This is a genomic window from Rheinheimera sp., from assembly GCF_030690345.1.
In the GTDB taxonomy this organism is placed as follows: Bacteria; Pseudomonadota; Gammaproteobacteria; order Enterobacterales; family Alteromonadaceae; genus Alishewanella.
Genome location: NZ_JAUYGV010000008.1, coordinates 207421 through 230603, shown reverse-complemented (window position 1 = coordinate 230603; position 23183 = coordinate 207421). Strand labels below are relative to the sequence as shown.

Annotated in this window: 20 protein-coding genes and 1 other RNA gene; 7 read left to right on the top strand and 14 right to left on the bottom strand. The window is 49.4% G+C overall.

Going from position 1 to position 23183, the window contains the following annotated elements; genetic code table 11:
• Positions 1-9 precede the first annotated feature (9 nt).
• Entirely contained in the window at positions 10-3390 is a 3381-nt protein-coding gene (locus Q8O77_RS16005; RefSeq protein ID WP_305555454.1) for a sensor histidine kinase, read from the bottom strand.
• 263 nt (positions 3391-3653) lie between these two features.
• On the opposite strand from Q8O77_RS16005, the gene glnK reads away from it, so the two are divergent.
• Together glnK and Q8O77_RS15995 are read left to right on the top strand one after the other, a co-directional pair.
• The gene (gene glnK / locus Q8O77_RS16000) at positions 3654-3992 is read left to right on the top strand and encodes a P-II family nitrogen regulator (protein WP_008217600.1); all 339 of its coding nucleotides are present in this window, start codon (positions 3654-3656) and stop codon (positions 3990-3992) included.
• A 12-nt stretch (positions 3993-4004) separates the two neighbouring features.
• Positions 4005-5276: an ammonium transporter gene (locus Q8O77_RS15995; RefSeq protein WP_305555447.1), complete on the top strand. Its 1272-nt coding sequence runs from the start codon at positions 4005-4007 to the stop codon at positions 5274-5276.
• A gap of 198 nt (positions 5277-5474) precedes the next feature.
• Here Q8O77_RS15995 and Q8O77_RS15990 read toward each other — a convergent pair whose 3' ends face one another.
• Both Q8O77_RS15990 and Q8O77_RS15985 read right to left on the bottom strand, forming a co-directional pair.
• Entirely contained in the window at positions 5475-6335 is an 861-nt protein-coding gene (locus Q8O77_RS15990) for a MurR/RpiR family transcriptional regulator (RefSeq protein WP_305555444.1), read from the bottom strand.
• 125 nt (positions 6336-6460) lie between these two features.
• Positions 6461-9217: a TonB-dependent receptor domain-containing protein gene (locus tag Q8O77_RS15985; RefSeq protein ID WP_305555441.1), complete on the bottom strand. Its 2757-nt coding sequence runs from the start codon at positions 9215-9217 to the stop codon at positions 6461-6463.
• Positions 9218-9416: 199 nt separating this feature from the next.
• Between Q8O77_RS15985 and Q8O77_RS15980 the strand changes: the two genes are divergently transcribed.
• A complete protein-coding gene (locus Q8O77_RS15980) occupies positions 9417-10619 on the top strand; it encodes an anhydro-N-acetylmuramic acid kinase (protein WP_305555438.1) in 1203 nt (400 codons plus the stop codon).
• A gap of 4 nt (positions 10620-10623) precedes the next feature.
• Here Q8O77_RS15980 and Q8O77_RS15975 read toward each other — a convergent pair whose 3' ends face one another.
• On the bottom strand, positions 10624-11466 hold the full coding sequence (locus tag Q8O77_RS15975; RefSeq protein WP_305555435.1) for a PEP-CTERM/exosortase system-associated acyltransferase: 843 nt from the start codon (positions 11464-11466) through the stop codon (positions 10624-10626).
• A gap of 333 nt (positions 11467-11799) precedes the next feature.
• Positions 11800-12249 carry a MarR family winged helix-turn-helix transcriptional regulator gene (locus Q8O77_RS15970; RefSeq protein WP_305555432.1) on the bottom strand — a complete coding sequence of 150 codons (450 nt, stop codon included), beginning with the start codon at positions 12247-12249 and terminating at the stop codon, positions 11800-11802.
• 175 nt (positions 12250-12424) lie between these two features.
• On the opposite strand from Q8O77_RS15970, the gene Q8O77_RS15965 reads away from it, so the two are divergent.
• Positions 12425-12841, top strand: a complete 417-nt coding sequence (locus Q8O77_RS15965; protein WP_371133502.1) for an organic hydroperoxide resistance protein — start codon at positions 12425-12427, stop codon at positions 12839-12841.
• 47 nt (positions 12842-12888) lie between these two features.
• Here the strand turns inward: Q8O77_RS15965 and Q8O77_RS15960 are convergent, their stop codons facing one another.
• From Q8O77_RS15960 to Q8O77_RS15940, 5 genes are all read right to left on the bottom strand, one after another.
• Positions 12889-15315: an RND family transporter gene (locus Q8O77_RS15960; RefSeq protein ID WP_305555429.1), complete on the bottom strand. Its 2427-nt coding sequence runs from the start codon at positions 15313-15315 to the stop codon at positions 12889-12891.
• The gene (locus tag Q8O77_RS15955) at positions 15287-16180 is read right to left on the bottom strand and encodes a VacJ family lipoprotein (protein ID WP_305555426.1); all 894 of its coding nucleotides are present in this window, start codon (positions 16178-16180) and stop codon (positions 15287-15289) included. The genes Q8O77_RS15960 and Q8O77_RS15955 overlap by 29 nt, the downstream gene beginning before the upstream one ends.
• Before the next feature lie 264 nt (positions 16181-16444).
• Positions 16445-16969, bottom strand: a complete 525-nt coding sequence (locus Q8O77_RS15950; RefSeq protein ID WP_305555423.1) for a hypothetical protein — start codon at positions 16967-16969, stop codon at positions 16445-16447.
• Positions 16970-16993: 24 nt separating this feature from the next.
• Complete coding sequence (locus Q8O77_RS15945) at positions 16994-18145, bottom strand: hypothetical protein (protein WP_305555420.1); 1152 nt, start codon at positions 18143-18145, stop codon at positions 16994-16996.
• A 136-nt stretch (positions 18146-18281) separates the two neighbouring features.
• Positions 18282-18593, bottom strand: a complete 312-nt coding sequence (locus Q8O77_RS15940) for a hypothetical protein (protein WP_305555417.1) — start codon at positions 18591-18593, stop codon at positions 18282-18284.
• Between the two features lie 708 nt (positions 18594-19301).
• On the opposite strand from Q8O77_RS15940, the gene Q8O77_RS15935 reads away from it, so the two are divergent.
• Positions 19302-20408: an FRG domain-containing protein gene (locus tag Q8O77_RS15935; protein WP_305555414.1), complete on the top strand. Its 1107-nt coding sequence runs from the start codon at positions 19302-19304 to the stop codon at positions 20406-20408.
• A gap of 126 nt (positions 20409-20534) precedes the next feature.
• Here Q8O77_RS15935 and vapB read toward each other — a convergent pair whose 3' ends face one another.
• The 3 genes from vapB to smpB form a co-directional block, all read right to left on the bottom strand.
• A complete protein-coding gene (gene vapB, locus Q8O77_RS15930; protein WP_305555411.1) occupies positions 20535-20732 on the bottom strand; it encodes a type II toxin-antitoxin system VapB family antitoxin in 198 nt (65 codons plus the stop codon).
• 103 nt (positions 20733-20835) lie between these two features.
• Positions 20836-21196: a transfer-messenger RNA gene (ssrA, locus tag Q8O77_RS15925) on the bottom strand.
• A gap of 161 nt (positions 21197-21357) precedes the next feature.
• Complete coding sequence (gene smpB / locus Q8O77_RS15920; RefSeq protein ID WP_305555408.1) at positions 21358-21840, bottom strand: SsrA-binding protein SmpB; 483 nt, start codon at positions 21838-21840, stop codon at positions 21358-21360.
• A 106-nt stretch (positions 21841-21946) separates the two neighbouring features.
• Here smpB and Q8O77_RS15915 point away from each other — a divergent pair, with 106 nt between their 5' ends.
• Both Q8O77_RS15915 and Q8O77_RS15910 read left to right on the top strand, forming a co-directional pair.
• Positions 21947-22390, top strand: a complete 444-nt coding sequence (locus Q8O77_RS15915) for a type II toxin-antitoxin system RatA family toxin (RefSeq protein ID WP_305555405.1) — start codon at positions 21947-21949, stop codon at positions 22388-22390.
• Entirely contained in the window at positions 22383-22730 is a 348-nt protein-coding gene (locus tag Q8O77_RS15910) for an RnfH family protein (RefSeq protein ID WP_305555402.1), read from the top strand. The genes Q8O77_RS15915 and Q8O77_RS15910 overlap by 8 nt, the downstream gene beginning before the upstream one ends.
• A gap of 52 nt (positions 22731-22782) precedes the next feature.
• Here Q8O77_RS15910 and Q8O77_RS15905 read toward each other — a convergent pair whose 3' ends face one another.
• Entirely contained in the window at positions 22783-23133 is a 351-nt protein-coding gene (locus Q8O77_RS15905; RefSeq protein WP_305555399.1) for an outer membrane protein assembly factor BamE, read from the bottom strand.
• Positions 23134-23183 lie beyond the last annotated feature (50 nt).

Sequence of the window (23183 nt, the reverse complement as noted above, 5' to 3'; positions counted from 1 at the left end):
GCAGCAAGGTTAAGGCTGTTTTAGCTGGCGGGGTAACAGCAATGTAAAGCGGGTGCCGGCGCCGGGCGTACTGGCCACCGTGATACTGCCGCCCAGCTTTTGCGTGATCAGATTAAACACAATATGCAGGCCCAGCCCGGTACCACCCTGATGACGATTAGTGGTAAAGAACGGATCGAAAATCTGCTCCAGGTTATCGCTGCTGATACCTGCGCCGTTATCAGCAAAGATAATTTCGACCCACTGCTCTTTGTTGGTGCAACTGAGGATAATCTCGCCACTGTCGCTGTCTTTAAAGCCATGCACTATGGCATTTTGCGTCATATTAGTAATGATCTGGCCAATAGTGCCGGGGAAGCTCTCCATTTCGATGTCGTCGGGGCAGTTAACCCGCAGACGGATTTGCTGGCTGCGCCACATTAAACTTAAGCTCTCCAGCAGCTCATCTAAGTACAGCGCCAGATTAAACCGGCGCTGGTTGTCGGCGGTGCGATCAACTGATACTTGTTTAAAGTTAGCCACCAATTGCGCTGCGCGTTGCAGGTTGTGATCCAGCAAACGTCCGGCTTGGGTCAGTTTATACAAATAATCGTCCAGCTCCTGACGGCGGATATTACCGCTGGCCAGTTTTTTCTGTAGTAGTACACTTTCTTCCGTTACCACGCTGTTGGCAGTTAACGCTACACCCAGCGGGGTATTCACCTCATGTGCTACACCTGCCACCAATTGTCCCAGCGCAGCCATTTTTTCGGTGCGCACCAGCTCTTTCATCGTCGATTCCAGCTGCTGTAGCGTTTGCTCGGCTTTGTTCTTCGACTCCTCCAGTGCTTTGGTTCTGTCGTTCAGCGCTTCGGTGCGTGCCCTCACCAGCCACGCCAGTTCTTCCTGCTGCTTTTTCAGCCGGGTTAAGCGCAAAAAATGTAAGCCCAGCGGCACTGATAGCAGCAGGCTAAGCAGCAGTACCCGCGCCCACCAGGTTTCCCACCACAGTGGCAGTACCTCAACGTCAAGCCGGGTTTCGTCGCTCCAACCGGTTTGTGGTAAACCGGCACGCAACCTTAACTGATAATGTCCCGGTGGCAAACGCTCGAAGCGGGCGGTACGGTTAGCGCTATCCTGACTGAGCCAATCGTCAGATACCGGATCCAACCGGTATTGAAATTGCACCTGATCGGTTTCAATAAACTCGCGGGTAGAATAACCGACGCTGAAACTGCGCGCGCCGGCAGCAGGAACTGTCAGTTTATGCTGCTTATACAGCACATTTGCCAGTATCGCCTCGCGGCTGCTGTTGCTGCGTTCTGTGCCGGTGTCATTAATATCCAGCGCCACTATGGCTGGCGCAGCAATTGGCCCGGGATGATAAGCCAATACCTGCTCTGGTTGGAACAGGGTGAAGCCGTCAATACCACCAAAGGCGATAGTGCCATCGGCAAAGCTGGCCGCAGAGGCGTTAATGTAATCGCGGCGCAGCGTACCATGGCGATAACCGAAGTTGCGAAAGTGCGCTGTGGCCGGATTAAACACCGAGATACCAAAGGCTGTGCTCAGCCAGATATTGCCCTTGCTATCCAACGCGGCGGCTTTTAACTGGCCACTGGCCAGGCCTTGAGCCTCAGCATACTGCTTAAAGCTGACTTTGGCTGGTGTTATGGCGCTGTCGTGTACCAGCAGCTCTAATAAACCATTGCCATTGCTGGCCAGCCAGTGGCGACCGTCCGCGCCGCTCAGGTATGCCATCGGTGCCGACGGCAGGGTAGCGGCACTGTTATCGCCGCCGGCGGCCAGTTTGTGTTCAAACAGCAGCCGTCCGCTTTGGGCATCAAACCAGGATAAGCCACTATACGAGCCTACTAACACATAACGTTGCCCTAACGGGCGGATAAAGGTAACAGCACGACTAAGCGGCTGTTGTGCCAGCAGGTGCTTAGCACTGTAATCCAAAATGACGATACCAAACTGATCTATCGCCAGCCACAGCTGCTCTGCATTGGCCCACATTCGCCGCACCGGGCCGGCACGGACAGAGGGCGGCAGTGTCAGATCCTGATATTGTCCGCTTTGCTTGTTAAGCGTGCTGATCCCCCGCGCATGGCCAAACCAAAGGTGCTGCTGTCGGGCCAGGGCGCTGTAAAAGGTATAGCGCAGAGTGTCATCCGCCACCGGTGTAAAGCTGCTGTCGGCTACATTAAGCTGAAACAGGCCGTCTGCGGTGCCGGCCCAGAGCCGATCTTTATCGGTAACCAGACTAATGGTGGCAGGGTTGCGTGCGGCTGCCATTAACGGCAAGTCCGGCGTAATACTGGCAAACAGGTTATTGGCACGGTTAAGACGCGATACGCCGCCATTCCAGGTGCCGACCCAGATGCTGCCGTCACGATCTTCCAGTAACGATACCACTTTACCGCTACCAAGGCTGGCCGGATTGTGGCGCTGATGATAGTAGCTCGCCTGCTGTTGCCAGCGACCGTCAACCAGGCGTAACCGGCTCAATTCATGCTGGCTGCCAACCCAGACATCGCCGTCTGTTGCCATGGTAATACTGCGAATTTCGTTACTGCTGACACCGCTGGCGTAACTGCTGACAGCAATTTGCGTCCAGCGCCCGGTGGCGGGGTCGTGCATCAGCAGCCCGTCATGTTCCAGCCCTACCCAGAGCCGGCCGGCTTTGTCATGGTGTAGCGCCATCACTGAGGCATGCGGCAACGGAAAGTCCGGCACGGTGTTAAGTTGGCCATTGTGCGGCTCAAAGCGTGCCAAACCACGCGGCGTACCCAGCCATAACCGGCCTGCAGTATCGGCAGATATGGCGGTGATATTGCTGTTTGCCGGCACTGTGCTGTGTTGACCGTTATGGCTTTGCCGCTGCAGACTTTGCGATGGCGCATGCCACTTCGCCAGGCCCTGATTAGTGCCAACCCAGAGCTGTTGCTGTGTATCCAGATGCAAGGACAACACCACGTCTTCTGCCCCGGCATCGGTGCCGGCCAGGCGGATACTTTCAAACCGGCCCTGTTCGGGGTCAAACCGGTTCAGGCCGTTCAGGGTGCCAACCCAAATCACGCCTTGCTGATCCACCTGCAGTGCGGTAACAAAGTTATCACTGATAGCGTTGCTCTGTTTCGGCTCGGGCCGGAACACGGTTACCGCAAAGCCATCATAACGGTTCAGGCCATTTTGCGTGCCAATCCAGATATTGCCGGCGTTATCCTGCGCCAGGGCGGTGACAGTGGTTTGAGATAAGCCGTGCTGAATATCCAGTCTCGCAAAACGCGATGTCGGTGGTGATACAGGAGAAGCCGACGGATACAGCGAAAATGACAGCGCCAATGTGAGGATAGCCAACCGTAACAATGATAACGGGCGCTGCCTGGTGAAAACCCGGTGCATAACAAAAGCCTTGGGTACTGACACGGTTAAGTATCTGCAGTTAATGCCTTAAGCATAGTAGTAATTACTTGCTGCGCAATACAGCAGTCGCAGCAATTTCTGCTGCACAGCCAGAGGGATTAACTGCACCATAGTGGTGCATTTTATAAGCTAATAGTTGCGTTTGTATTTTTATATAGTTGATATTAAACATAAAAATAAAAGTGGCACAAGGTTTTCTTGTCTATTGTGCAATCGCACAAGAAAAGTAAAAGGAAAACGCTATGAAGCTTGTATGTGCCATCATCAAGCCGTTTAAACTGGACGATGTACGCGAAGCCATTGCTGACATTGGGGTAGAAGGTTTAACGGTAACAGAAGTAAAAGGTTTCGGCCGTCAGAAAGGACACACCGAGTTATATCGTGGTGCTGAGTATCAGGTTGATTTTCTGCCAAAGGTAAAACTGGAAATTGCCACGCTGGACGATCAGGTAGACCGCTTAATTGAGGCTATTCAGAAAGCTGCCCATACCGGCCGTATCGGCGACGGTAAAATTTTCGTTTACGACCTGGAACAAGCTGTGCGGATCCGCACCGGCGAATCTGACGCTGAAGCCATATAAGGAGCTGTTATCATGCAAGAGCAAATTTATCACTTACAATATGCGATGGACACCTTTTACTTCCTGATCTGCGGAGTATTGGTGATGTGGATGGCGGCCGGCTTTTCGATGTTAGAAGCAGGCTTGGTGCGGGCAAAAAACACCACAGAAATTTTAACGAAAAACGTGGCCCTGTATTCTATCGCCTGCATTATGTACCTGATATGCGGTTACGCCTTTATGTATGGCGGTGAGTTCTTCTTAAGCGGTATTGGCGGTGTTGATGTTGACGCTACGCTAACCAGCTTTGCCGAACGCGAAGACGGCTTCACCGGCGGTGCGGTGTATTCAACAGCCTCTGACTTCTTCTTCCAGGTAGTGTTTGTGGCTACCGCCATGTCAATTGTCTCCGGTGCAGTAGCAGAGCGGATGAAACTGTGGGCTTTCCTTGCGTTTGCTGTGGTGATGACCGGTTTTATCTATCCGGTACACGGCTCCTGGACTTGGGGCGCAGAGGGCATGTTTGGTATTAATCTGGATGATCAGTTCGGTTTCTCTGACTTTGCCGGCTCAGGCATAGTGCATATGGCCGGTGCCGCTGCTGCCCTGGCGGGTGTATTGCTGTTGGGCGCACGTAAAGGCAAGTACAGCAAAGAAGGTAAAGTAAATGCCATCCCCGGTGCCAATATGCCAATGGCTACCCTGGGTACCTTAATTTTGTGGATGGGTTGGTTTGGCTTTAACGGTGGCTCGGTATTAAAACTGGGCGATATCAGCAACGCCAATGCTGTAGCGGTAGTATTTTTGAACACCAATGCCGCTGCTGCTGCAGGTGCTATAGCTGCGTTGGCATTGTCGGTAGTGCTGTTCCGTAAAGCGGATTTAACCATGGCATTAAACGGTGCGCTGGCGGGTTTAGTGGCCATAACTGCTGAGCCATCCACGCCTACTGCACTGCAGGCAACCTTGTTTGGTGCTGTTGGCGGTGTCTTGGTTGTGGCCTCTATTATCGGTCTGGATAAGCTGAAAATTGATGACCCTGTAGGCGCGATTTCAGTGCACGGTGTGGTTGGCTTATTCGGCCTGTTATTAGTGCCGCTGACCAAAGAAGGTAGCAGTTTTGTTGGCCAGTTGGTTGGCGCCGCGGCGATTTTCGCCTGGGTATTCGTTACCAGCCTGGTGGTGTGGTACGTATTGAAACTGGCAATAGGCATTCGTGTTAGCGAAGAAGCCGAGTATGAAGGCGTTGATGCGTCAGAGTGTGGTATTGAAGCCTACCCTGAATTCGTCGCGTCGGTAAAGTAAGCAGCCCGGAAAGAGTTGGTGGAACTTTTCGGGAGCGAGTGAGCGAGGGGGTAGCAGCTGGATCTGCTACTTCCCCCGCGAACTGAACGTCACCACCAAACTACGTCTATCCTTGTCCTTTGTCTTTTCATCTGACACCCCGTGCCGTTTGGCGCGGGGTTTTTTATTTTGCGTTGCCTGATGTTGCTGGTTACGTTATCAGCGTTTGCGTGCCAAAAAGGTATCTACCGCCAGGTTAGAGGCAGCCAGCTTTTTACGACCTTGCGGGCAGCTTTGGGTGAGCAGAATAAACAGGGTGTCAATCACCAGCTCCTGGGCATTGCGGGCTAATATTGACGATAACCGCGCTGAGCTTTCATCGGCCACGGTATAAAGTTTTACCCCGGCCAGTTTGGTTACGCTGTTGTTGCCATAGGCGGTAATACTGATAATTTGCACGCCGTTAATGGCGGCTTGCTCGGTAATTTTTACGCTATCGGCGGTTTCGCCCGACTCACTTAACACCACCAGCACATCTTCGCCGGTGTAGTTGGCAATATTAGCCAGCTGCACATGAGTGTCGGTTTCGGCCAGTGCCGCCATGCCCAGTTTTTGCAGCTTGTAGGAAAAGTCTTTTGCTACCAGGGCTGAGCCGCCCTTACCGCATAACAGCACGCGCTTGGCATTCAGCAGCAGTGCGGTAGCTTGCTCATAACTGGCTTGCGGGTTAACAGCATGGGTTTTTTGCAGCACATTGATTTTACCGGCCAACAGCTTTTGGCTCATGATACTGAAATTGTCGTCCAGCGAAATTTCGCCGTGTAATTTAGCGGTGCTGTCAGTCGGTGTTTGCAGGTGCAGGGTGTCGCTTAGGGCAAATTTAAAATCGGGGTAACCTTTATAGCCCAGCTTTTGGCTGAAACGCACCACACTGGCCTGACTGATGCCAACCATTTGCGCCAGCAACTGCGACGGCATATCGCGGATTTGTTGAGGATTAGCGAGGATATATTCCGCCAGTTGTTGTTCGGCGCGGGGGAATTTCTCGCGCAGTGCTTCAATTTTATCAAGTACAGACATCCGGTAGTCCTGTTTGCCGGCACAGAGCACAGCGTAATAAAACGGGTTTAACCCGCAGCTTATTATGACCGGAGCAAATTGAAAAGCCCGGCCTGCAATACAGGCCGGGAAACACCGGTCCGGGATTAGAACGCGGGTGTGTAACGCAGTGAAACACCTAAGGTACGGCCCGTTACCGGGTAGTCGCTTACGGTATTAAAGTGGTTGGCACCGGACAACGGCAGTGGCGGCTCTTTGTCCAGCAGGTTGTCGATACCGGCGGTCAGGCTCAGCTCATCACTGGCTTGCCAGGATGCGGCCAGATCAAGGTAGTTTTGTGCGCTGATGCTGATACTGCGATCCGCTGCATTTTCTACCTCACCAATACGGCGCCAGCCTAACTGCACGCCAACAGTGTCGAGGTTCCAGTCCAGCGTAACGCGGTGCTTGTAGTCGGCCTGCAGCACACTGGCAAAGTCGCCGGAGCAGGCACTACCAAAGGTGCCTTTACAGTCAATCGCCGCTACAGTGGCGTTATTCTGCCGCGTTTGTTTGGTAATTATAGTGGCATGATACGCCAACTTCATGCTGCCACCCATTACCTCAGGAGCGGTAAAGCGATAGTTGGCCGCCAGGTCAACACCGTCCTGGCGTACTGCTGCCAGGTTAAAGTCATTTACTATAGCTGTGCTGATCAGGCCGGTTTGCGGGTCACGCTGCACTGCATCACACAAAGGGTTGCCGGCTACCGGGTTGTCGATGTAGCAGTTTTTAAGTGCTGCTGCCGGTTGAATTTGGCTTACCGCATCGGTAATTTTTATCGTGTAGTAATCCAGCGTAACATCAAAACCACTGAGGTAAGATGGGGTATACACCACGCCCAGGGTCGAGGATTCGGCCTGTTCCGGCTTAATGTCCGGGTTACCGCCAAAGGTGTAGCTGGCGGTAGCGGCATCAAACGGTGTGCCGGCCGGCGCGGCACCGTAGCGGGCACACTGCTCAGCATTGCCGGTGCCCAGTAAGCACGGGTCGCCGTCAAAGCGGCCGGCAAAGCGCGGCACAAACTGTTCGCTGGTTTGGTCAAATAACGCCAGTGACAAGGCCGTGATCGGGCTGGCAAACTCACCTAAATTAGGCGCGCGAAAGGCGGTTTGGCGGCTGGCGCGAATACGCACATCGCTGTTAATCGCCCAGTTCAGGCCCAGCTTCCAGGTGTTTTCGGCATCGGTATTGGAATATTCTGAAATGCGGTACGCCCCTTCAAAATCCAGCTGGTCGAAAAACGGTTTATCAAACAGCAGCGGCACCAGTACTTCGGCATACACTTCTTTGCTGTCAAAGCCGGCGTCCATATCAAACACACTTACTGCCGCAAAACTGGTGCCGTTACGAAACGCATCGCCAGGCAGCTGTTTACCGGTTTCTTTGCGGTATTCATAACCCAGTGCATAACTAACGCTGCCGGCCGGTAATTCAAACAGTGGCGCAGAATCACCCGACAGCGTAGCGGCCATTACACTTTGCGTGCGCTCGCGATTGGAGTACAGCAAAGGTGAGCTGAACGAGCTTAAATCCAGCAGTGGGTCAAAAATATCTACCGTATTGGCCAGCGCAGCAAAACGGCTGGCACCGCTGTTGTTGTTTTTATAGGCATTGTTATGAATGCTGGAGGTTTCGTCGGTACGGCCATACTGGGCGTAAATATCGTAGCTTAAGCTGTCGGTAAGCACACCTTTTAACCCCAGTTGGAACTGGCTGGATTCACGCACCGCTTCGGTGGTTTGCACACCTAACCCCAGATTTCGCTCCACATTTACCAATGCATTGCCGTTGGCATCAAAACTGATTAAATCGCGTGCCGCCTCAGGAATAAATGGGTTGTCTGCCGTTAAGGTAACCTGCTCATTAACTGAAACAGGCGTTTGGCCGCTGGCACCGGCGCCGGTTACGGTTATTTTGGCGTACATGCCGCGGCCATACAGCTCGGCATAATCGTTTAGCTCAGCGCCGAAAAATAACCCGGCCGATAAACGGTCCATCGGTTGGGTCAGGTAGCGCTGGCCGGTAACATTTACCGTATTACGTTCGCCGGTTACGCCGCCGTTATCGTCGATACCAAAGCTGTTGCCCGTGGCAACGTCGGTATAAAAGCCGCCGGTGTTAATCATGCTGCCGCTGTTTTGCATGGCCCAGCTGCGCTCGCCGGCCAGCAGGGCTTTACGTTCAGAGTAACCAATGTAGCCGGTAATATGGCCACGGCCGTTGGCAATATCACCGCCAAATACAGCTTCGGTATTGAGTTTTTCACCACCGCCGTCAGCGGCTTCATAGCTGGCCGACAGTTCAACACCGTTAAACTGGTCGTCCATAATAAAGTTCACCACGCCGGCTACGGCATCGGCACCGTATACTGCTGCTGCACCGCCGGTTAATACGTCAACCCGTTTAATTAAACCGGCCGGAATAATGTTTACATCTACCGAGTTACGAAAGCTGAACGGTACCGCACGGGTGCCGTTAATCAGCACCAGGGTGCGGTTTTGACCCAGGCTACGCAGGTCAATAGTGGATGAGCCTAAAGAGTCACCCACTGTGGCGCCGGTTGCATTGGCACCGGCAGCGGCTTGCGGTAATTTGGCGGTAATGTCTTCCACGTTTACTGCGCGGTCGAGCTGAATTTGCACTTCATCTACTGATGCCACCGGACTGGAAGACACCAGTTCAGTGCGGGCAATGCGCGAGCCGGTAATGGTGATCACTTCGGTTTTTTCTGCGCCGGCAGTGCTGTCGGCCTGCTGTGCCATGCTAAGTTGGCTGAACAAAGCCAGATTGATCGCCAGTGCCAGTTTAGACGCGCGACGCAGATTATAGCTGTGAGTTTTTTTGCTGAGGTAAGATGTCATCCGGGTATACTCCCTGTTGCTGGGCAAAATGTCGGGTTAGGGTTTATGAATTTTTTATACATTTAATTTTGCTTTCTTCTGAATATATAACCCAATGCACCGTTTTATGCAATTTTATTTAGTTACTTTGCATCTGTTGTCGGATAAATTATTCATGCTACAGTTTGCTTGTCAGTTTTAACTATCACAGGAAACGCCTATGCACAGTCATATTCAGCAGTTGTATGCTATTGCCGCCAAACCCAGCCGTAAGGTAATAGGCCTGATGAGCGGCACCTCGCTTGATGGCCTCGATGTGGCCTTGTGTGAACTTAGCGGCGATGGCCTGAACACCGGCATTAAGCTGCTGCAATTCACCACGGTAGACTACGACAGCAGCTACAAACAGCGGGTAAAGGCGGTGTTTTCCAAACGTGAGGTAGACTTGCAGGCGGTAACCTTGCTAAACCCGTGGATAGGCCTGGAGCACGGCCGCATGATTAACCAATGCCTGGCACAGTGGCAGTTAAGCGCAGCAGATGTCGATATTATTGCCAGCCACGGCCAAACCATTTTTCACTGCCCGAAGCGCCAGCATCAGTTGGCCGACTATGGCAATGCCACGTTGCAAATCGGCGATGGTGACCATTTAGCCATGGCCAGCGGTATTATTACCCTGAGTGATTTCCGGCAAAAGCACATTGCCGCCGGCGGCGAGGGCGCACCTTTAGCGGTATACGGCGATTATTTATTGTTTAGCAGCAGCGCAGAAAACCGCATTATGCTGAATATCGGCGGTATAGCTAACTTTACCTGGCTGCCGCAAACGCTGGACGCTGAAGCGGTGTTCAGCAGCGATATTGGCCCTGGCAATACCATGATGGATGCGTTTATTCAGCAGCATTACCCTGGCCAGTATTTTGATGCAGACTCGGCCTTGGCTAAAGCCGGTAAGCTAAGCGAGCCTTTACTTGACGCATTAAAACAAGATGGTTTTTTTGCGCTGGATTTCCCCAAAACCACCGGGCCGGAAGTGTTTAACCTGGCTTATTTGGCGCGCGCGCAACAGCTCAGCGGCACAGAGCTGTTAAGCCATGCCGATATTATGGCCACGCTAAACTGCTTTAGCGCCGACATGATTATCAGCGCCATTAAGCAAACTACAGCAAAGCTGGATAAGTTTGTTATTTACGCCAGCGGCGGCGGTATTCATAACCCGCTGTTAATGGCACAAATTCAGGCGGCCCTGCCGGGTGTCAGTATTAAAACCACAGCAGATTTGGGCATCAACCCTGACGCCAAAGAAGCGGTATTATTTGCCGTATTGGCGAATGAATGTTTAGTCGGCGGTAAGCAAAAATTCAGCAATGCCCGTGAGGGCATACCGGGCGTTACTATGGGCAAGGTGAGTTTTGCCGATTAACTGATTAACTGGCGGCACTAAAGCACAGTTCAGCTGCAACGGCGCTGTCTGTTGTTTGTGCCGCTGCTGCTTTTTCGTTAAACAACTGCTGTGCCAATACTTTACCCAGTTCGACATAATCATGTTGCAGGGTGTCGTAAGTGGTTCTGGCGTCTATGTAGTAAGGCGCGCGCTTGCCGTTAAAGTGGATAACATCGCCAATTTGCTGGAAATGAATGCCAATCCGCTTTAGTACTCTGGCCAGCGCCGGTTCTATCATCACAAACACATGGTGCCGCTTTGACTGCAGGCTCATCAGCATGGCAAGAAGGTACAACGATACCGCCACGGCACTGCGACACTGGCTTTCCCGCGTATTCAGGCCTGTCATGCGATCGTTGGACATCACGCTTTGTTTGCAGCGGATTTCCACCGGCACTGCCAACCTGGATATTTCACAAATATGGCGGCGGTCGAAATTATGCGGTGTTAGTACCGGATTAGTAATGCAGTGGCCAAAATACTGCTCAATCGGCAGCAGTTCGTCTTTATTCTCTGAGGTAATTAATCTGACTGTGCCGGCCAGGGTATCTTTGTCACAATATTTGATGCAGGCATGTAAAGAACGCGGGTCGAAACTGTCGTGTTCCAGTTTGTTCGCGCGGCAGGGTTCAAAGGCCATTTCTTCACAATACACCTTATGGCGTAGACGAAAGATGTCGCGCTGCTGCGCGGCACTGCGGGCAAGCGCGGCTTGAAAAAAATGCGAAAAATACTGTAACGCTGTATCAGCCCGGTTGACAGGTATTTGCGCCGGTTCCAGCCATGGCATAAAAGCAGTGTCGTGCACTGCGGAAAGCAAAGTCATTGCGCGCCCCAAAAAGGTTAATGCCGCCGTTATTGTCAGGCAGTCATATGTACATTGTGTGAACTTCATGCCTGAAAACACCAAATCCGGGGGGTATAAACGCAGTCAATTCCGTTGCAAAACCACAGGCAGGAATTACTATGCGTTTGATTAGCGCTGACGTCAAACCTGAAAAAGGCGTGAAGGCGCCGTTTTATAAGGTTTTTAGGCTAACGTAATGATTTTAATGCAAGAAAAAAACTTTACTTTTTAACGACTGTAATTAAATGTTATTCAGCGGTTATTCAGTTGCCGGGCACCGAAACAGGAATATGGCAACCCGTTAGCTCGAGCTTAGCCGCTAACACACTGTTCAAGCTGTTGAATATCTTGCTGAACCTGCCTTGCCAGCGCCCGCAGCTGAATCAGGCGCTCGTTGCTGAGTGAAATTTGGCAGCGCAGCGCCGGCATTACCGCAGCTACCTTGGTTTCCAGGTTTTTTCCGGCAACCGTTAATACAACCTTTTTTACCCGTTCATCCTGTGCTGACGGTATACGCTTTAACCAGCCTTTGAGTTCCAGCTTTTTAACCAGCGGCGTTAAGGTGCCGGAGTCGAACAGGGTTTTACTGCCCAGTTCTCCCAGGCTGATATCATCTTGTTGCCATAAGGCTAACAGTACCACGTACTGCGGATAGGTAAGATCGAATGGTTGCAGCAGTGGCCGGTACAGCCGTACTACGGCATTAGAGGCACTGTACAGCGCAAAGCACAGCTGCTCTTCCAGTGGTAAGGTTTTATTCATCTGTATTCATCCGGCAATTTTGCGCCAGTGTAGCAAACTTAACCGGCCACGTTATAGCACCGCAAATTATATTTCAGGCAATAAAGTTATATGCAACTATCTTGCGCGCAAGATTAAATGTAGCTATTATGCAGATGTTCGCTAACGGCAACTAACCTTAACTGAGGAAATAACGATGGATATTCTTTATAAAGCAGTAGTAACGTCAACCGGCGGCCGTGATGGTGCAGCTAAATCAAATGATGGTTTATTAGAAGTTAAACTGGCCGCACCAAAAGAGTTAGGTGGTGGCGGCGGTGCAACTAACCCCGAGCAGTTATTTGCTGCCGGTTATTCTGCCTGCTTTATCGGTGCAATGAAGTTTGTTGCCGGCCAGAGCAAGCAAACCCTGCCGGCAGATCTTAGCCTGCGTGCAGAAGTGGGTATCGGTAAAATTGAAGGCGGCTTTGGCCTGGATGTGGATTTATTCGTCAGCCTGCCTGGCATGGATAAAGCCGCAGCAGACGATTTAGTAGCTAAAGCACACCAGGTGTGCCCTTATTCAAACGCTACCCGCAGCAATGTCGACGTGCGTTTACACGTTAGCGTATAAACCTGGCAGAGCTAAAACAGAGCCGGCAATATTGCCGGCTTTTTGCATCAGGCTGGCTTGGTTGCCGGTGGCACAAAACGGCTTAACAACGCCGGCAGTATGGTTAAATCGGCGGCCAGCGCCATTAGCATGGCTGCGGCGGTAAGTAAGCCAAAATACACGCTGGGTAAAAAGCCGGAAAAGCCAAAAACGGCAAAACCGGCGGCAATAACCACCGAAGTAAACAGCATGGCCAGCCCGGTATGGGCAAAGGCATAGTGCAAAGCTTTACCTGCCGGAGCTTGCAAATAGCTGTGTACAAAGTGAATGGTGTCATCAATGGCAATACCCATAGCAATGGCGGCGATGGTAATGGTCATAATATCCAGCGGAATACCCAGCCAGCCAATCAGGCCCAGAATCCCCAGAGTGGTACATACATTCGGCACCAATGCTATCAGCGCAATTTTTAACGAGCGGAAGATCAGCAGCAAAAGAACGGCCATGGCCAGATACACCAAACCTAAAGTCATAATTTGCGAGTCAAACAGGCGCGATAAAATATCCTGATACAGTACAAACAGGTTAGTCAGGCTGTAATCTTCGGTTGTCAGCCCCACCGATTGTAAATCCTGATGCAGTTGTTGCATCAGCAGTTCGCGGTTAAGCCCCTCTGTCGTGTCCTGAATACGGCTGGCAATACGCACCTGCAACGGCTGTTCGGCCAGGTAAGCCCCCACCAGTTGGTTAACTACCTTTTGCTCCAGCAACAGGTAAATAGAATTTAGTTCATACTCTGTCAGCGGCTTGCCATCATTCAGTTGGCTGGCCAGGGTGGTAAAATTAACCAGCGACGTTACATTACCGCTGGCGGCAAATTCTGCCACCACAGCGTGGGCCAGATGCAGTTGATTAAACTGCTCTGCGCTTAGCAGTAAATCTGCTTTGGCTTTTGCCGGGTCAAGGGTAATAACAATATCCAGCGGGGTAGAACCGCCAAACTCCTGATCAATAAACTTAAGTTCGCGGTATACCTGGGTATCTTTGGCAAAATAATTAATAAAGCTGTTTTCCACATTCAATTGCGCCAGGCCCGGCAGCAGCAGGGCAAATAGCAGTAAGCCGGCAAAAGCCGTACGCAGCGGCGCACGCGCTACCAAACGCCGGACAGCCTGCAATACACGGCTGAGGATGGCGTAGTCGGTGGTTTCGGCTTTAGCTTTCAGCAGGCTAAGCAGAGCAGGGAACAGCAGCAGGCTGACACTCATGGTCAGCAGCATGGCAATCAGCATCATAAAGCCAAAATCAACCACCGGCTGAATACCGCTGAAAACTAACGAGCCAAAGCCGATTGAGGTGGTAACAGCGGCGTAAAAGCAGGGCGCCAGCTTTTGCTGTAACGTCATTATTACCCGTTGCTGCTGGCTGGCCGTGCTGTTATTGCGGGCGATGTCGCGATAGGCACCGATAAGGTGGATCATCACCGCCAGGGTTAAAATAAGCTGCAGCGCAATAAAGTTGGCCGAGATAACGGTAGCGCGAATATCCAGCAGTGCAAACAGGCCAAGCGTAAGCCAGACGCTGACCGTACAGGCTAACAGCGGAAACAGTACCCAGCGCAGGCTGCGGTACAGCAGCAACAACAGCAGGGCAATAATGATGGCGATGGCACTGCCAAACACGGTTAAATCGCTGCTGATAATATCCACCAGATGCTGTGCTACCACATAGGCGCCGCCACTAAAGGTTTGGGCGCGCTGCTGCACCTGCTGGTTAATCTGTTCTATCTGCGCAATTTCCTGCTGCCGCTGCTTAACCAGCGCCTGGCGCAGCGGGTCTGCTTGTTTTTGCAGTTGTGCCAGGGCTGCATCTTCTTCTGCACTGAGTTCACGCTGCAAGGCGTGTTGCTCAATGGCCAGCATATCGCGCTCCAACGCCACTAATTGCGCGTCGGGTTTAAACACAATCTGCATGGCGGCGGCGGTTTCGGCGCTATTGAGCAGCAAATCGGTAAAAATTGGGTGCTTGCTCAGCAGCTGTTGCATTTGTGCCGGCGAGTACTGCTGCTGTTGCCAGGTAAGCGCTGACACATCGGCATCTGTGGTCAGCACAGACGCATCGGCAAGCAGCGGCACGTTGAGCATTGAGGTAACACTTTGCACCCGCGGCAGTTTGCGGTATTGCTCACTTAGCGTGGTTAAATCGGCAAACGTTGCAGCACTGAACAGCTCGCCGTTGCGCGGTTTATACGCCACCAGAATAAACTCGTCCGGTGAAAAACGCTGATTGGCCTGCTGGGTTTTAATGTACAGCGCATTGTTTTTTACCAGCAGGGTTTCGGCCGAGGCATCAATGCGGAACTGCTGCACAAAAAATGCGGCGGCGCCGATCAGTACGGTAAATAGCAGCAATATCGCCAGCCGTAGCTGCACAATGCGCTGTGCCAGCCAGGCGCTGAAGCAAGCGTTACTCTGTTTGGTTGTTGAAGGCGTCATCGCGCTTTACTCCCTGTAAAAACTGATTGCGAAAATACAGGTAGGGGTCGTCCGCCTGCTGGTACAGTGTCTCGTACACTCTGGCGCGGTCAGTAAAGTTGTCAACGGCATCCACGCCTTGCAAATAATAGGTATCAGGTGTCGAGGTAACCTGGCGCAATGGGTCCAGCAGCACTTCGCTGACTACAGAAGTAGAGCCGCGCAGATTATTCTGTCCCAGGATAGGCAGCACCAGATAAGGGCCCGGGCCTACGTCATAGCCTGCCAGCGTATCGGCCAGCGATTGTTTTGCCGGCGGTAAATTAAACCAGGCGCTAGCCGGGTCAAACAACCCCAACAGGCCTACTGTGCTGTTAATTAAAAAGCGGCCAAGGTTAGTACCGGCATCTTTTACCTCACCGGCAGCCAGGTTGTTTAGCAGGCTCAGTGGCTCGCGGATATTGCGAAAGGCATTACCTATTTTGCTGCGTACCACATCCGGCAACACATACTCGTAGCCTTTTACCAGCGGGATCAAGGCATAAGAGTAGGCCACATGGTTAAAACCGAATATGGCGCGGTTCCAGCCCTCCAGCGGATCATTGTATTGCTCTGCTGCTTCATCTGCCGGCGTTTCGGGGTCGTCGCGGTTGGCCATATCCACCACGGTAGGCTGAATTTCAATGCTGCCCTGGGAGGTTTCAATAGTGGTGGTTTTGCCGCTGCTAAGCTGCTCTGTTGCCGACAACTCAACAGGCTTGGTTGTTGGTTGCGTAGTCTCAGCCGGCGCAACGTCAACCGGCACAGCTTCAGGTTGCACCGGCTTGGTAGCACAACCGGCCAGCGTCAGTAAACACAGCCCGGTTAATAAGATTGCAGGTTTCATTAAACACTCCGCTGATATCCGGCGCACAAGTGCCGAAAGTAAGGCTATAGCACACCATAACAGAACCTCAGGTTAACCGGTCGGTAAATAAATTAAGAATTTGTAATAACATAGCCGGTGGCTGCAGCGGATAGGACGCAGCAGGGGAAGTGGCAACCACAGAAAAACAAAAGGCCGGCATTTCTGCTGGCGGAAGTTTGATTAATAATATTATTCTTATATCAGTCAGTTAAGATTAATTGACTTCAAACGCAGAATAAATAATTATGGCCCTGGTTTACCATCCAGTTTTTGGGAGAGCTCTTTTTTAGTTTTAATATTTTCAAGCTCAATTACAAAGTTTACACTCGTCGCAATAACAAGGTAAATGCAAAATAACTGCCCATACGTTAATGATAAAATAGAGAAAGTTGTCGTAATTAAAAATAATTCGCTGTTATTATTGTATATGTTTGTTTTTGATACGAAGGTCGCAATTGTTGTTCCAATTAGTAGTAAAAATAGAATGAGGGCGGAAAATATTATTATGCCTATTAGCATTTTCACTTGTGATAGATCATCTTTTGAATATACGGCTATAACTTTAGATGGTTGAACAATTCTCAATACAGCATTGGGATAAACATATGCAACCCAGATACCCATAATTGTAAAAATCATCGCGGATGTGTTTTGTAAAATAGCGATAAGTGGTTGCAAGTCGTTGCTTGTAATCTTAGCTCCGTATGTGTAACTCAGATAACTGATTACGGTTATTATTCCTATATGCCAAAATATTGCCTTGTTCATGTAATGGCCTTGAATGCTTCTAGTCTATGATACGTGAGATTCTTCATTAATTAAGTTCTTAACTTGATTCTCTGCCTCAGCCTCAGGTACATCTATTGCCCCAGCTTCTGTTGCAGCGAAAGGTGCTAATAGCCTATCACGAGTGAAAGTTAATGCGTTGAACAATCTGTCCACAGTGTAGTGACCATTATCATCACGACCACCTGCGGTAGAGTCGTTGACCGGCAAAGTATTTTTAATGACAAAACTATTTAACCAGCAAATACCTCCAACACCATCTTTTCTAAAGCCTATATTTCTCCAACTGTCTTTGCCTAGTCCGTACTCAGCAGCATAGTTTTCGAATATTTTCCGCAGTTCAGCTACAGTTGGTTTTGCTTCAATATTAACTTCAACTTTCCTAGTTTCTTTCTCAACAGTGCCTGATATAAAAGGTAAATGTCCGAAGTATCTTGTCCAATCTTTCTGAGTATTTGCTCTCGCGCTAATTACTTCACGGTATACAAAATGGGTAATGTCTTTGGCTATTTTGCTTAAGTCCGCTCCAGTAGTGAGTTTGGTGTATTGTCTTGATCTAATTCTCAACCATAGTCTGCCAGTTTCACCGGGAGTTTTAGGAGGAAAATGGATACTAATATATGCACCTTGTACCCCAGTTTTTTCTTCTCTAACTTTCTGCCGGATGTTGCTATGTAACTCAATGAAGTCGCGAAAATAGCGATGCAACATTTCTGTATCCGCTACTGATTTTGGAAATCGAATAGAGGCAAATATATCTAGACTGGGGATAAACCAGTAATACGACGCTTCGCCCCATATAACTCGCTCACCATCGGCAGCAGCATCAGCATCATAAAGCTGTGAATCGTCCAAACTTGCATCGGCTTTTATGCCATATACACCATCTCCATTCCCGACTGCTCGCCAGAGAATTAGCATATAATCACCAGTGTCGGGATCTACTTTTATGGATTTCAAGTACACTTTTTTTCTATGTGAGTAACCTGGCGTCTCATCATCCCAGAGTAATGTGTCCTCTAGTGAAATTCGTGCCGCAAACCATTCATGTAGGGAAGATAACATTTCAGACATGGTGAGTGGTTCATTGTATTCATCCCCAACTCTGTAAAATCCTAATTGCGTATAGTTGAAAAACGAAACAATTCCATCACTCATTTTTTATCTCCATAACTCTTTGTTCAAAAAGTAATGGTATAATTGATTTTTTGCAATAGGTACATCATTGTTTCTTGAAAAGCAGCCTGCGGAACCACTCCTTTGCTGTTTTGGGGTAATAGGCTGCTTGTGCATCTTAGTGAAGTTGCCCAGTACTCGAAGTAAATACGAGCATGTTGCCAGTGTCGAATACTAACCCAACCATTACTGGCGCTTTGTTATATATTGAAGCCAACTTAGTGACATATGAGTAATCCTGAAATTTAAATGCGCCTTCGGGTGTGTCACTCCACATCCATAAAGAGCACTCTTTATTGTCAGAAGCCAACATGACAAAATCGTCTGTATCAGGCCGGTGTATGAGATATCCCAAATACTCTGAATCAGGTGGTAAGCCTAACTCTTCTAAAACTTCCGAAATTTGTATTTTTTCAATTTTGTTATTCATTTGAATCACCTACTAATTATCAATCCAACGGGTCTAAAGCATGCGGATCATGCCCAGTTTTTGTGTTCCATATATTTAGCCAACCATGTTGGATCTTCGCCAATTGTCAGCAAAGCCGGACTCCTGTATGGAGTAAATGCTTTTCTGCAATAGCAAAGCCATAACATCGAGGCTATCAGTTTGGGTTTTGGTTTGCGGCGGCGTGATATTAGGAGTTAGTATTTGCGAAGGCTTGCCACGCTATTATGCAAGCATCATATCGTCTTAGTTTAGTTAATAGCCCAGTCGCTTTTGTGCAGTAGTTTTTGATATTCATTACGTGACCGTTACTTAGGATGGTCATGCGTACGTATCGTATTTTCGGTATTTGGCAGCGAATTGTCTGGGCAAGCCGCACAACCGAAACTACAGCATAATTATCCTGCCAGCAATAGGGATACTGAAATTTACCTAAAGTTAACATTGCTTAAAGCAGAAAAACAAAAGGCCAGCATTTCTGCTGGCCTTTTGCTATTTGGTGGAGCTGGGGAGGTTTCGTTCTTTTTTCTCTGACGTCTTTATTTTCAATTTCTGCAAGGTTTTCTAAAGGTTTAAGGTCTATGGGAATTGTCTATTAAACAATTTTCGTTTTTTCCTAACTATTGTTGAAAACGTAAACATAAGCCAGAATCAAGCTATTGAATTTTTGTACTTTATTTGGGGTGATGGGTGGAACTTAAAGGGCAATGGATCGGGCGCATACATGACGGAACAAACGATGGATTGGTTACATTGAATATCGACAGTGATACTCCGAATTCTGGTGTCATTTTAGTTTTCGATATTGATACTGATAAGGCTTCTACCATTTCTGACGTTAAATTGGAGCTTGAAGGACAAACAGTTAAAGGCCAGATGAGCAATTTTACTTTCCATGCTCATGCTTGGCACACTGCAGACGACTGCGCGCCTTTCCAAAATAGTATTCCTGCCTCAGCTCAGCTTATTGGAACAATAGATGACAACCTTGAAATAGTAGGGGATTGGACTAGTGATATCGGAACTAAAGGCCGCTTTATCCTTACGTATCGCGAGCCCCAGAAAACTTTTGAAGTCTCGCAAGACTCAATTGTTAGTTGGAAGGAGTTCAGAGAAAGAGCTTTAAGCGATGAAATGCTAAGTGGAAATCTCATTTTTCGAGGACAAAAAAGTTCTGATTTTGATTTAACAACTCATTTTCATCGGCTGGGGCGCCGAAACATGAGACGCTTTTTTAATGACCTTATCTATTTGCAACATGTAGTTGCGGCAACTCAAAATCGGAAGCTGGATTTAAACAATCCGGAAGAGTTCACTGAACTCATGTTTTTAGGCCAACATCATGGATTTCCGACACCGCTTCTTGATTGGAGCTTCTCACCATTTGTTGCTGCATTTTTTGCTTTCAAAGACATAGAAAAAAATACCAAAACCGAGGGTTACGCTCGTGTTTTTGTCTTTGACCGAGAAGGGTGGAAATTAACTGGTCCCCATGCAGCTGATTCTGTCTTAGATCCGAGACCAGCATTGCGAATCCTTGAGGTTTTGAGCCGAGATAATCTTCGAGCCACTCCTCAGCAATCAATCGTGATGTTCAGTAATATGGCTAACATAGAAAACTGTATTCAGTACTTTGAAGGCCAAAGTGATCGTAAGGTGATTCGGTATTTTGATATACCTTACAGTGAGCGAAATACTGTAATGACGGAGTTAAGGCATATGGGGATTACACACAGCAGCATGTTTCCCGGACTTGATGGTGCTTGTCAGGCACTGCGAGAGAAGCTTTTCAAATAATGCTAAATGCCGTCGACCTAAAGCGCTCGTGCATGATGCTTTCATATGCCAAAGTTTTAACATGTAAGGAATGTGGAATGATTATCTCGTTTGTAGATTTTTTAGTCTGACTTGGGTGACCGATGCTTACTCAGCCATAAAATCATCAGTTACCGCTGGGCCTTGTTTAAAAAACGAATCCCAGCTGTTGGTGGCGGGGCTGAGTATGCGGTCTGTGCCATTCACCCGCACGGTTACTTGCGTAACGCTATCCGGGAAATGCGCTTCAGCCGGCAGTTCAACTAACTGAGAGTTGTTGTAGTTTATCACCTTGCCAATAGCCATAAACACCTCCGTTTGCTTGCTAACAAAAGCATATACCGATATTGGCATTAGTGTGCAAAAGCAGAAAAACAAAAGGCCAGCATTTCTGCTGGCCTTTGCTATTTGGTGGAGCTGGCGGGAGTTGAACCCGCGTCCGAAAAACCTACATCGTCGGTACTACATGCTTAGCACATTCATTTAGTTAACCCTATGAGCGCCGAATGGCAGGCTTTCGTCGGGCGAGCCTGATTGGTTTTAACGTGTTGTCTCCAGGCGAAGACGCGACGCGATTCTGTTAGGGGTGATCTTCCAGAGTCTCAGCTTACAGACATGCGTGAGGGGAAGAGCTATCTACTGCCTATTAAGCAGCGATTGCGTATGTTTCGTCGTTTGCGACTAGTTTTTTGCGGTTTTTTTACGAGGCCTACCGCACCTCGGCATGCACCTAAGAGTTCGTGAATCCCGTCGAATCCAGAATCAGCCCCGAATTCTGTGGTGTTACACTTACACTTACAGTGTTTGGCTATTGTACGCAGCCGCTTTGCTTTACACAAGGGAAGCTTGGTACAACTTTGCTTTAACGCTTAGCCGTTGTTCCTGTCGCCTTAATTAGATGGGGTTAAGCGACAGAAGTTTCAAGTATCTTTTAACGTTTACTGTGTTTCATCATGCGTTCTTTTTCGCGTGACCAGTCTCTGTCTTTAATATCGTCACGCTTATCAAAGGTTTTTTTACCTTTGGCTAAGTGAAATTCCAGCTTTACCCAGCAGGCTTTCCAGTACATGGCGGTAGCTATCAGGGTAAAACCTTCGCGCTCTTTTAAGCCAATTAACTTATCCAGTTCGCGTTTGTGCAGCAGCAACTTGCGGCTACGCTCCGGGTCACACACTACGTGGCTGGAGGCACTGTTTAGCGGCTGAATTTGCGCACCCTGCAGGAAAGCTTCGCCATTGTGTAAGATGACATAAGAATCCGACAGGTTAACTTTACCCTCGCGGATACTTTTTAATTCCCAGCCCTGCAGCGCCATGCCCGCTTCATAGCGGTCTTCCAGAAAGTACTCGTGCCGTGCTTTTCTGTTCTGCGCTATGGTGCCGTTTTTGTTTTTACTAGTTTGTTTTTTACTCATAATTGGTTATTTGTCGCAGCTCTGTTTTATGGGTCAGCGATGGCTCAAGCCTTGTTGCAGCGCGTTATTCTGTTACAATCGGCGGCGGATTTTAAGGGGATAGAGTATGCCACAAATTGAGCGCAGTGCGCTGGTTTTTTACAGCGCGCAGCAGATGTTTGACTTAGTCAACGCCGTACCTGACTACCCGCAATTTTTGCCCGGCTGCAGCTCTGCACGTATTGTCAGCCGGTCTGAAACAGAGATGGTGGCATCGCTTACCGTTTCCAAGGCCGGTATCGGCCATACTTTTACCACCCGCAATACGCTTTACCCCAATCAACGCATTGCTATGCAGCTGGTTGACGGCCCGTTTAAACAGTTGCAAGGCGGCTGGGAGTTTCAACCACTAAACGACACTGCTTGCAAAGTGATCCTGAAACTGGAGTTTGAATTTTCCAACAAGTTGGTGCAATTTGCCTTTGGCAAAATTTTTGCCGAGGTAACCGCCTCTATGGTGCAGGCTTTTACCCAGCGGGCAAAACAGGTATACGGAGAGCAGCATGGCTGAGCAGATCACGGTAGAAGTGGCCTACGCCTTACCACAGCGCCAGAGTTTGCTAACCTTGTCGGTTAGCCGGTACTGTACGGTGCGCGAAGCCATTGAACAATCTGGTATATTGCAGCAATTTACTGATATTGACCTTGATGTGCAAAAGGTCGGCATCTGGAGCCGGCCGGTAAAGCTGGACGAGCTGTTAAAAGCCGGCGACAGAGTGGAAATTTACCGGCCGCTGATAGCCGATCCAAAAGACTTGCGCCGCCGTCGTGCCGAGAAAGCCAAAGAAGAGGGCCGTGCCGATAAAGTTACCGGTGGCCGGCCACACGAGGTAAAAGCCGGCACGGAATAACAAAAAACCAGCATAATGCTGGTTTTTTACTTAGCTGCCCCTGGCTTAAATCTTAAATATCCAGCGGCGTATTAAACTCGGCAGACTTGTCAAAGTCGCCTTTAATGTCTTGCAGCTTGTCGTCTTTAAACTCAACAATCAGTTGTTTTTCAAAGTTAGCGCCGCGGCCACCTTTGAGGGCGTAAAAATAATGCCAGGTATTATTGTCAAAGGCGTTGTCTGCCACCGGTGAGCCCAGTACATATTTAACCTGCTCTTTGGTCATGGCCACGCGCAGTTTATCGATATCTTTTTGCTCTAAAAAGTTACCCTGTGGAATATCTATGCGGTATACCCAACTGCTGCAGGCGCTAAGGCTGATTAAGCCGGCAACCAATACGAATGTTTTAATCACTGCTTTCATTTGTCACATCTGCTTTATCTGATTGCGCCCATCATACCCTATGACAAGCG

Bases quoted from the DNA above. Each gene is read 5' to 3' on its own strand.
- Q8O77_RS16005 (WP_305555454.1), bottom strand. From the start codon at position 3,390: ATGCACCGGGTTTTCACCAGGCAGCGCCCGTTATCATTGTTACGGTTG.
- glnK (WP_008217600.1), top strand. From the start codon at position 3,654: ATGAAGCTTGTATGTGCCATCATCAAGCCGTTTAAACTGGACGATGTA.
- Q8O77_RS15995 (WP_305555447.1), top strand. From the start codon at position 4,005: ATGCAAGAGCAAATTTATCACTTACAATATGCGATGGACACCTTTTAC.
- Q8O77_RS15990 (WP_305555444.1), bottom strand. From the start codon at position 6,335: ATGTCTGTACTTGATAAAATTGAAGCACTGCGCGAGAAATTCCCCCGC.
- Q8O77_RS15985 (WP_305555441.1), bottom strand. From the start codon at position 9,217: ATGACATCTTACCTCAGCAAAAAAACTCACAGCTATAATCTGCGTCGC.
- Q8O77_RS15980 (WP_305555438.1), top strand. From the start codon at position 9,417: ATGCACAGTCATATTCAGCAGTTGTATGCTATTGCCGCCAAACCCAGC.
- Q8O77_RS15975 (WP_305555435.1), bottom strand. From the start codon at position 11,466: ATGACTTTGCTTTCCGCAGTGCACGACACTGCTTTTATGCCATGGCTG.
- Q8O77_RS15970 (WP_305555432.1), bottom strand. From the start codon at position 12,249: ATGAATAAAACCTTACCACTGGAAGAGCAGCTGTGCTTTGCGCTGTAC.
- Q8O77_RS15965 (WP_371133502.1), top strand. From the start codon at position 12,425: ATGGATATTCTTTATAAAGCAGTAGTAACGTCAACCGGCGGCCGTGAT.
- Q8O77_RS15960 (WP_305555429.1), bottom strand. From the start codon at position 15,315: ATGACGCCTTCAACAACCAAACAGAGTAACGCTTGCTTCAGCGCCTGG.
- Q8O77_RS15955 (WP_305555426.1), bottom strand. From the start codon at position 16,180: ATGAAACCTGCAATCTTATTAACCGGGCTGTGTTTACTGACGCTGGCC.
- Q8O77_RS15950 (WP_305555423.1), bottom strand. From the start codon at position 16,969: ATGAACAAGGCAATATTTTGGCATATAGGAATAATAACCGTAATCAGT.
- Q8O77_RS15945 (WP_305555420.1), bottom strand. From the start codon at position 18,145: ATGAGTGATGGAATTGTTTCGTTTTTCAACTATACGCAATTAGGATTT.
- Q8O77_RS15940 (WP_305555417.1), bottom strand. From the start codon at position 18,593: ATGAATAACAAAATTGAAAAAATACAAATTTCGGAAGTTTTAGAAGAG.
- vapB (WP_305555411.1), bottom strand. From the start codon at position 20,732: ATGGCTATTGGCAAGGTGATAAACTACAACAACTCTCAGTTAGTTGAA.
- smpB (WP_305555408.1), bottom strand. From the start codon at position 21,840: ATGAGTAAAAAACAAACTAGTAAAAACAAAAACGGCACCATAGCGCAG.
- Q8O77_RS15915 (WP_305555405.1), top strand. From the start codon at position 21,947: ATGCCACAAATTGAGCGCAGTGCGCTGGTTTTTTACAGCGCGCAGCAG.
- Q8O77_RS15910 (WP_305555402.1), top strand. From the start codon at position 22,383: ATGGCTGAGCAGATCACGGTAGAAGTGGCCTACGCCTTACCACAGCGC.
- Q8O77_RS15905 (WP_305555399.1), bottom strand. From the start codon at position 23,133: ATGAAAGCAGTGATTAAAACATTCGTATTGGTTGCCGGCTTAATCAGC.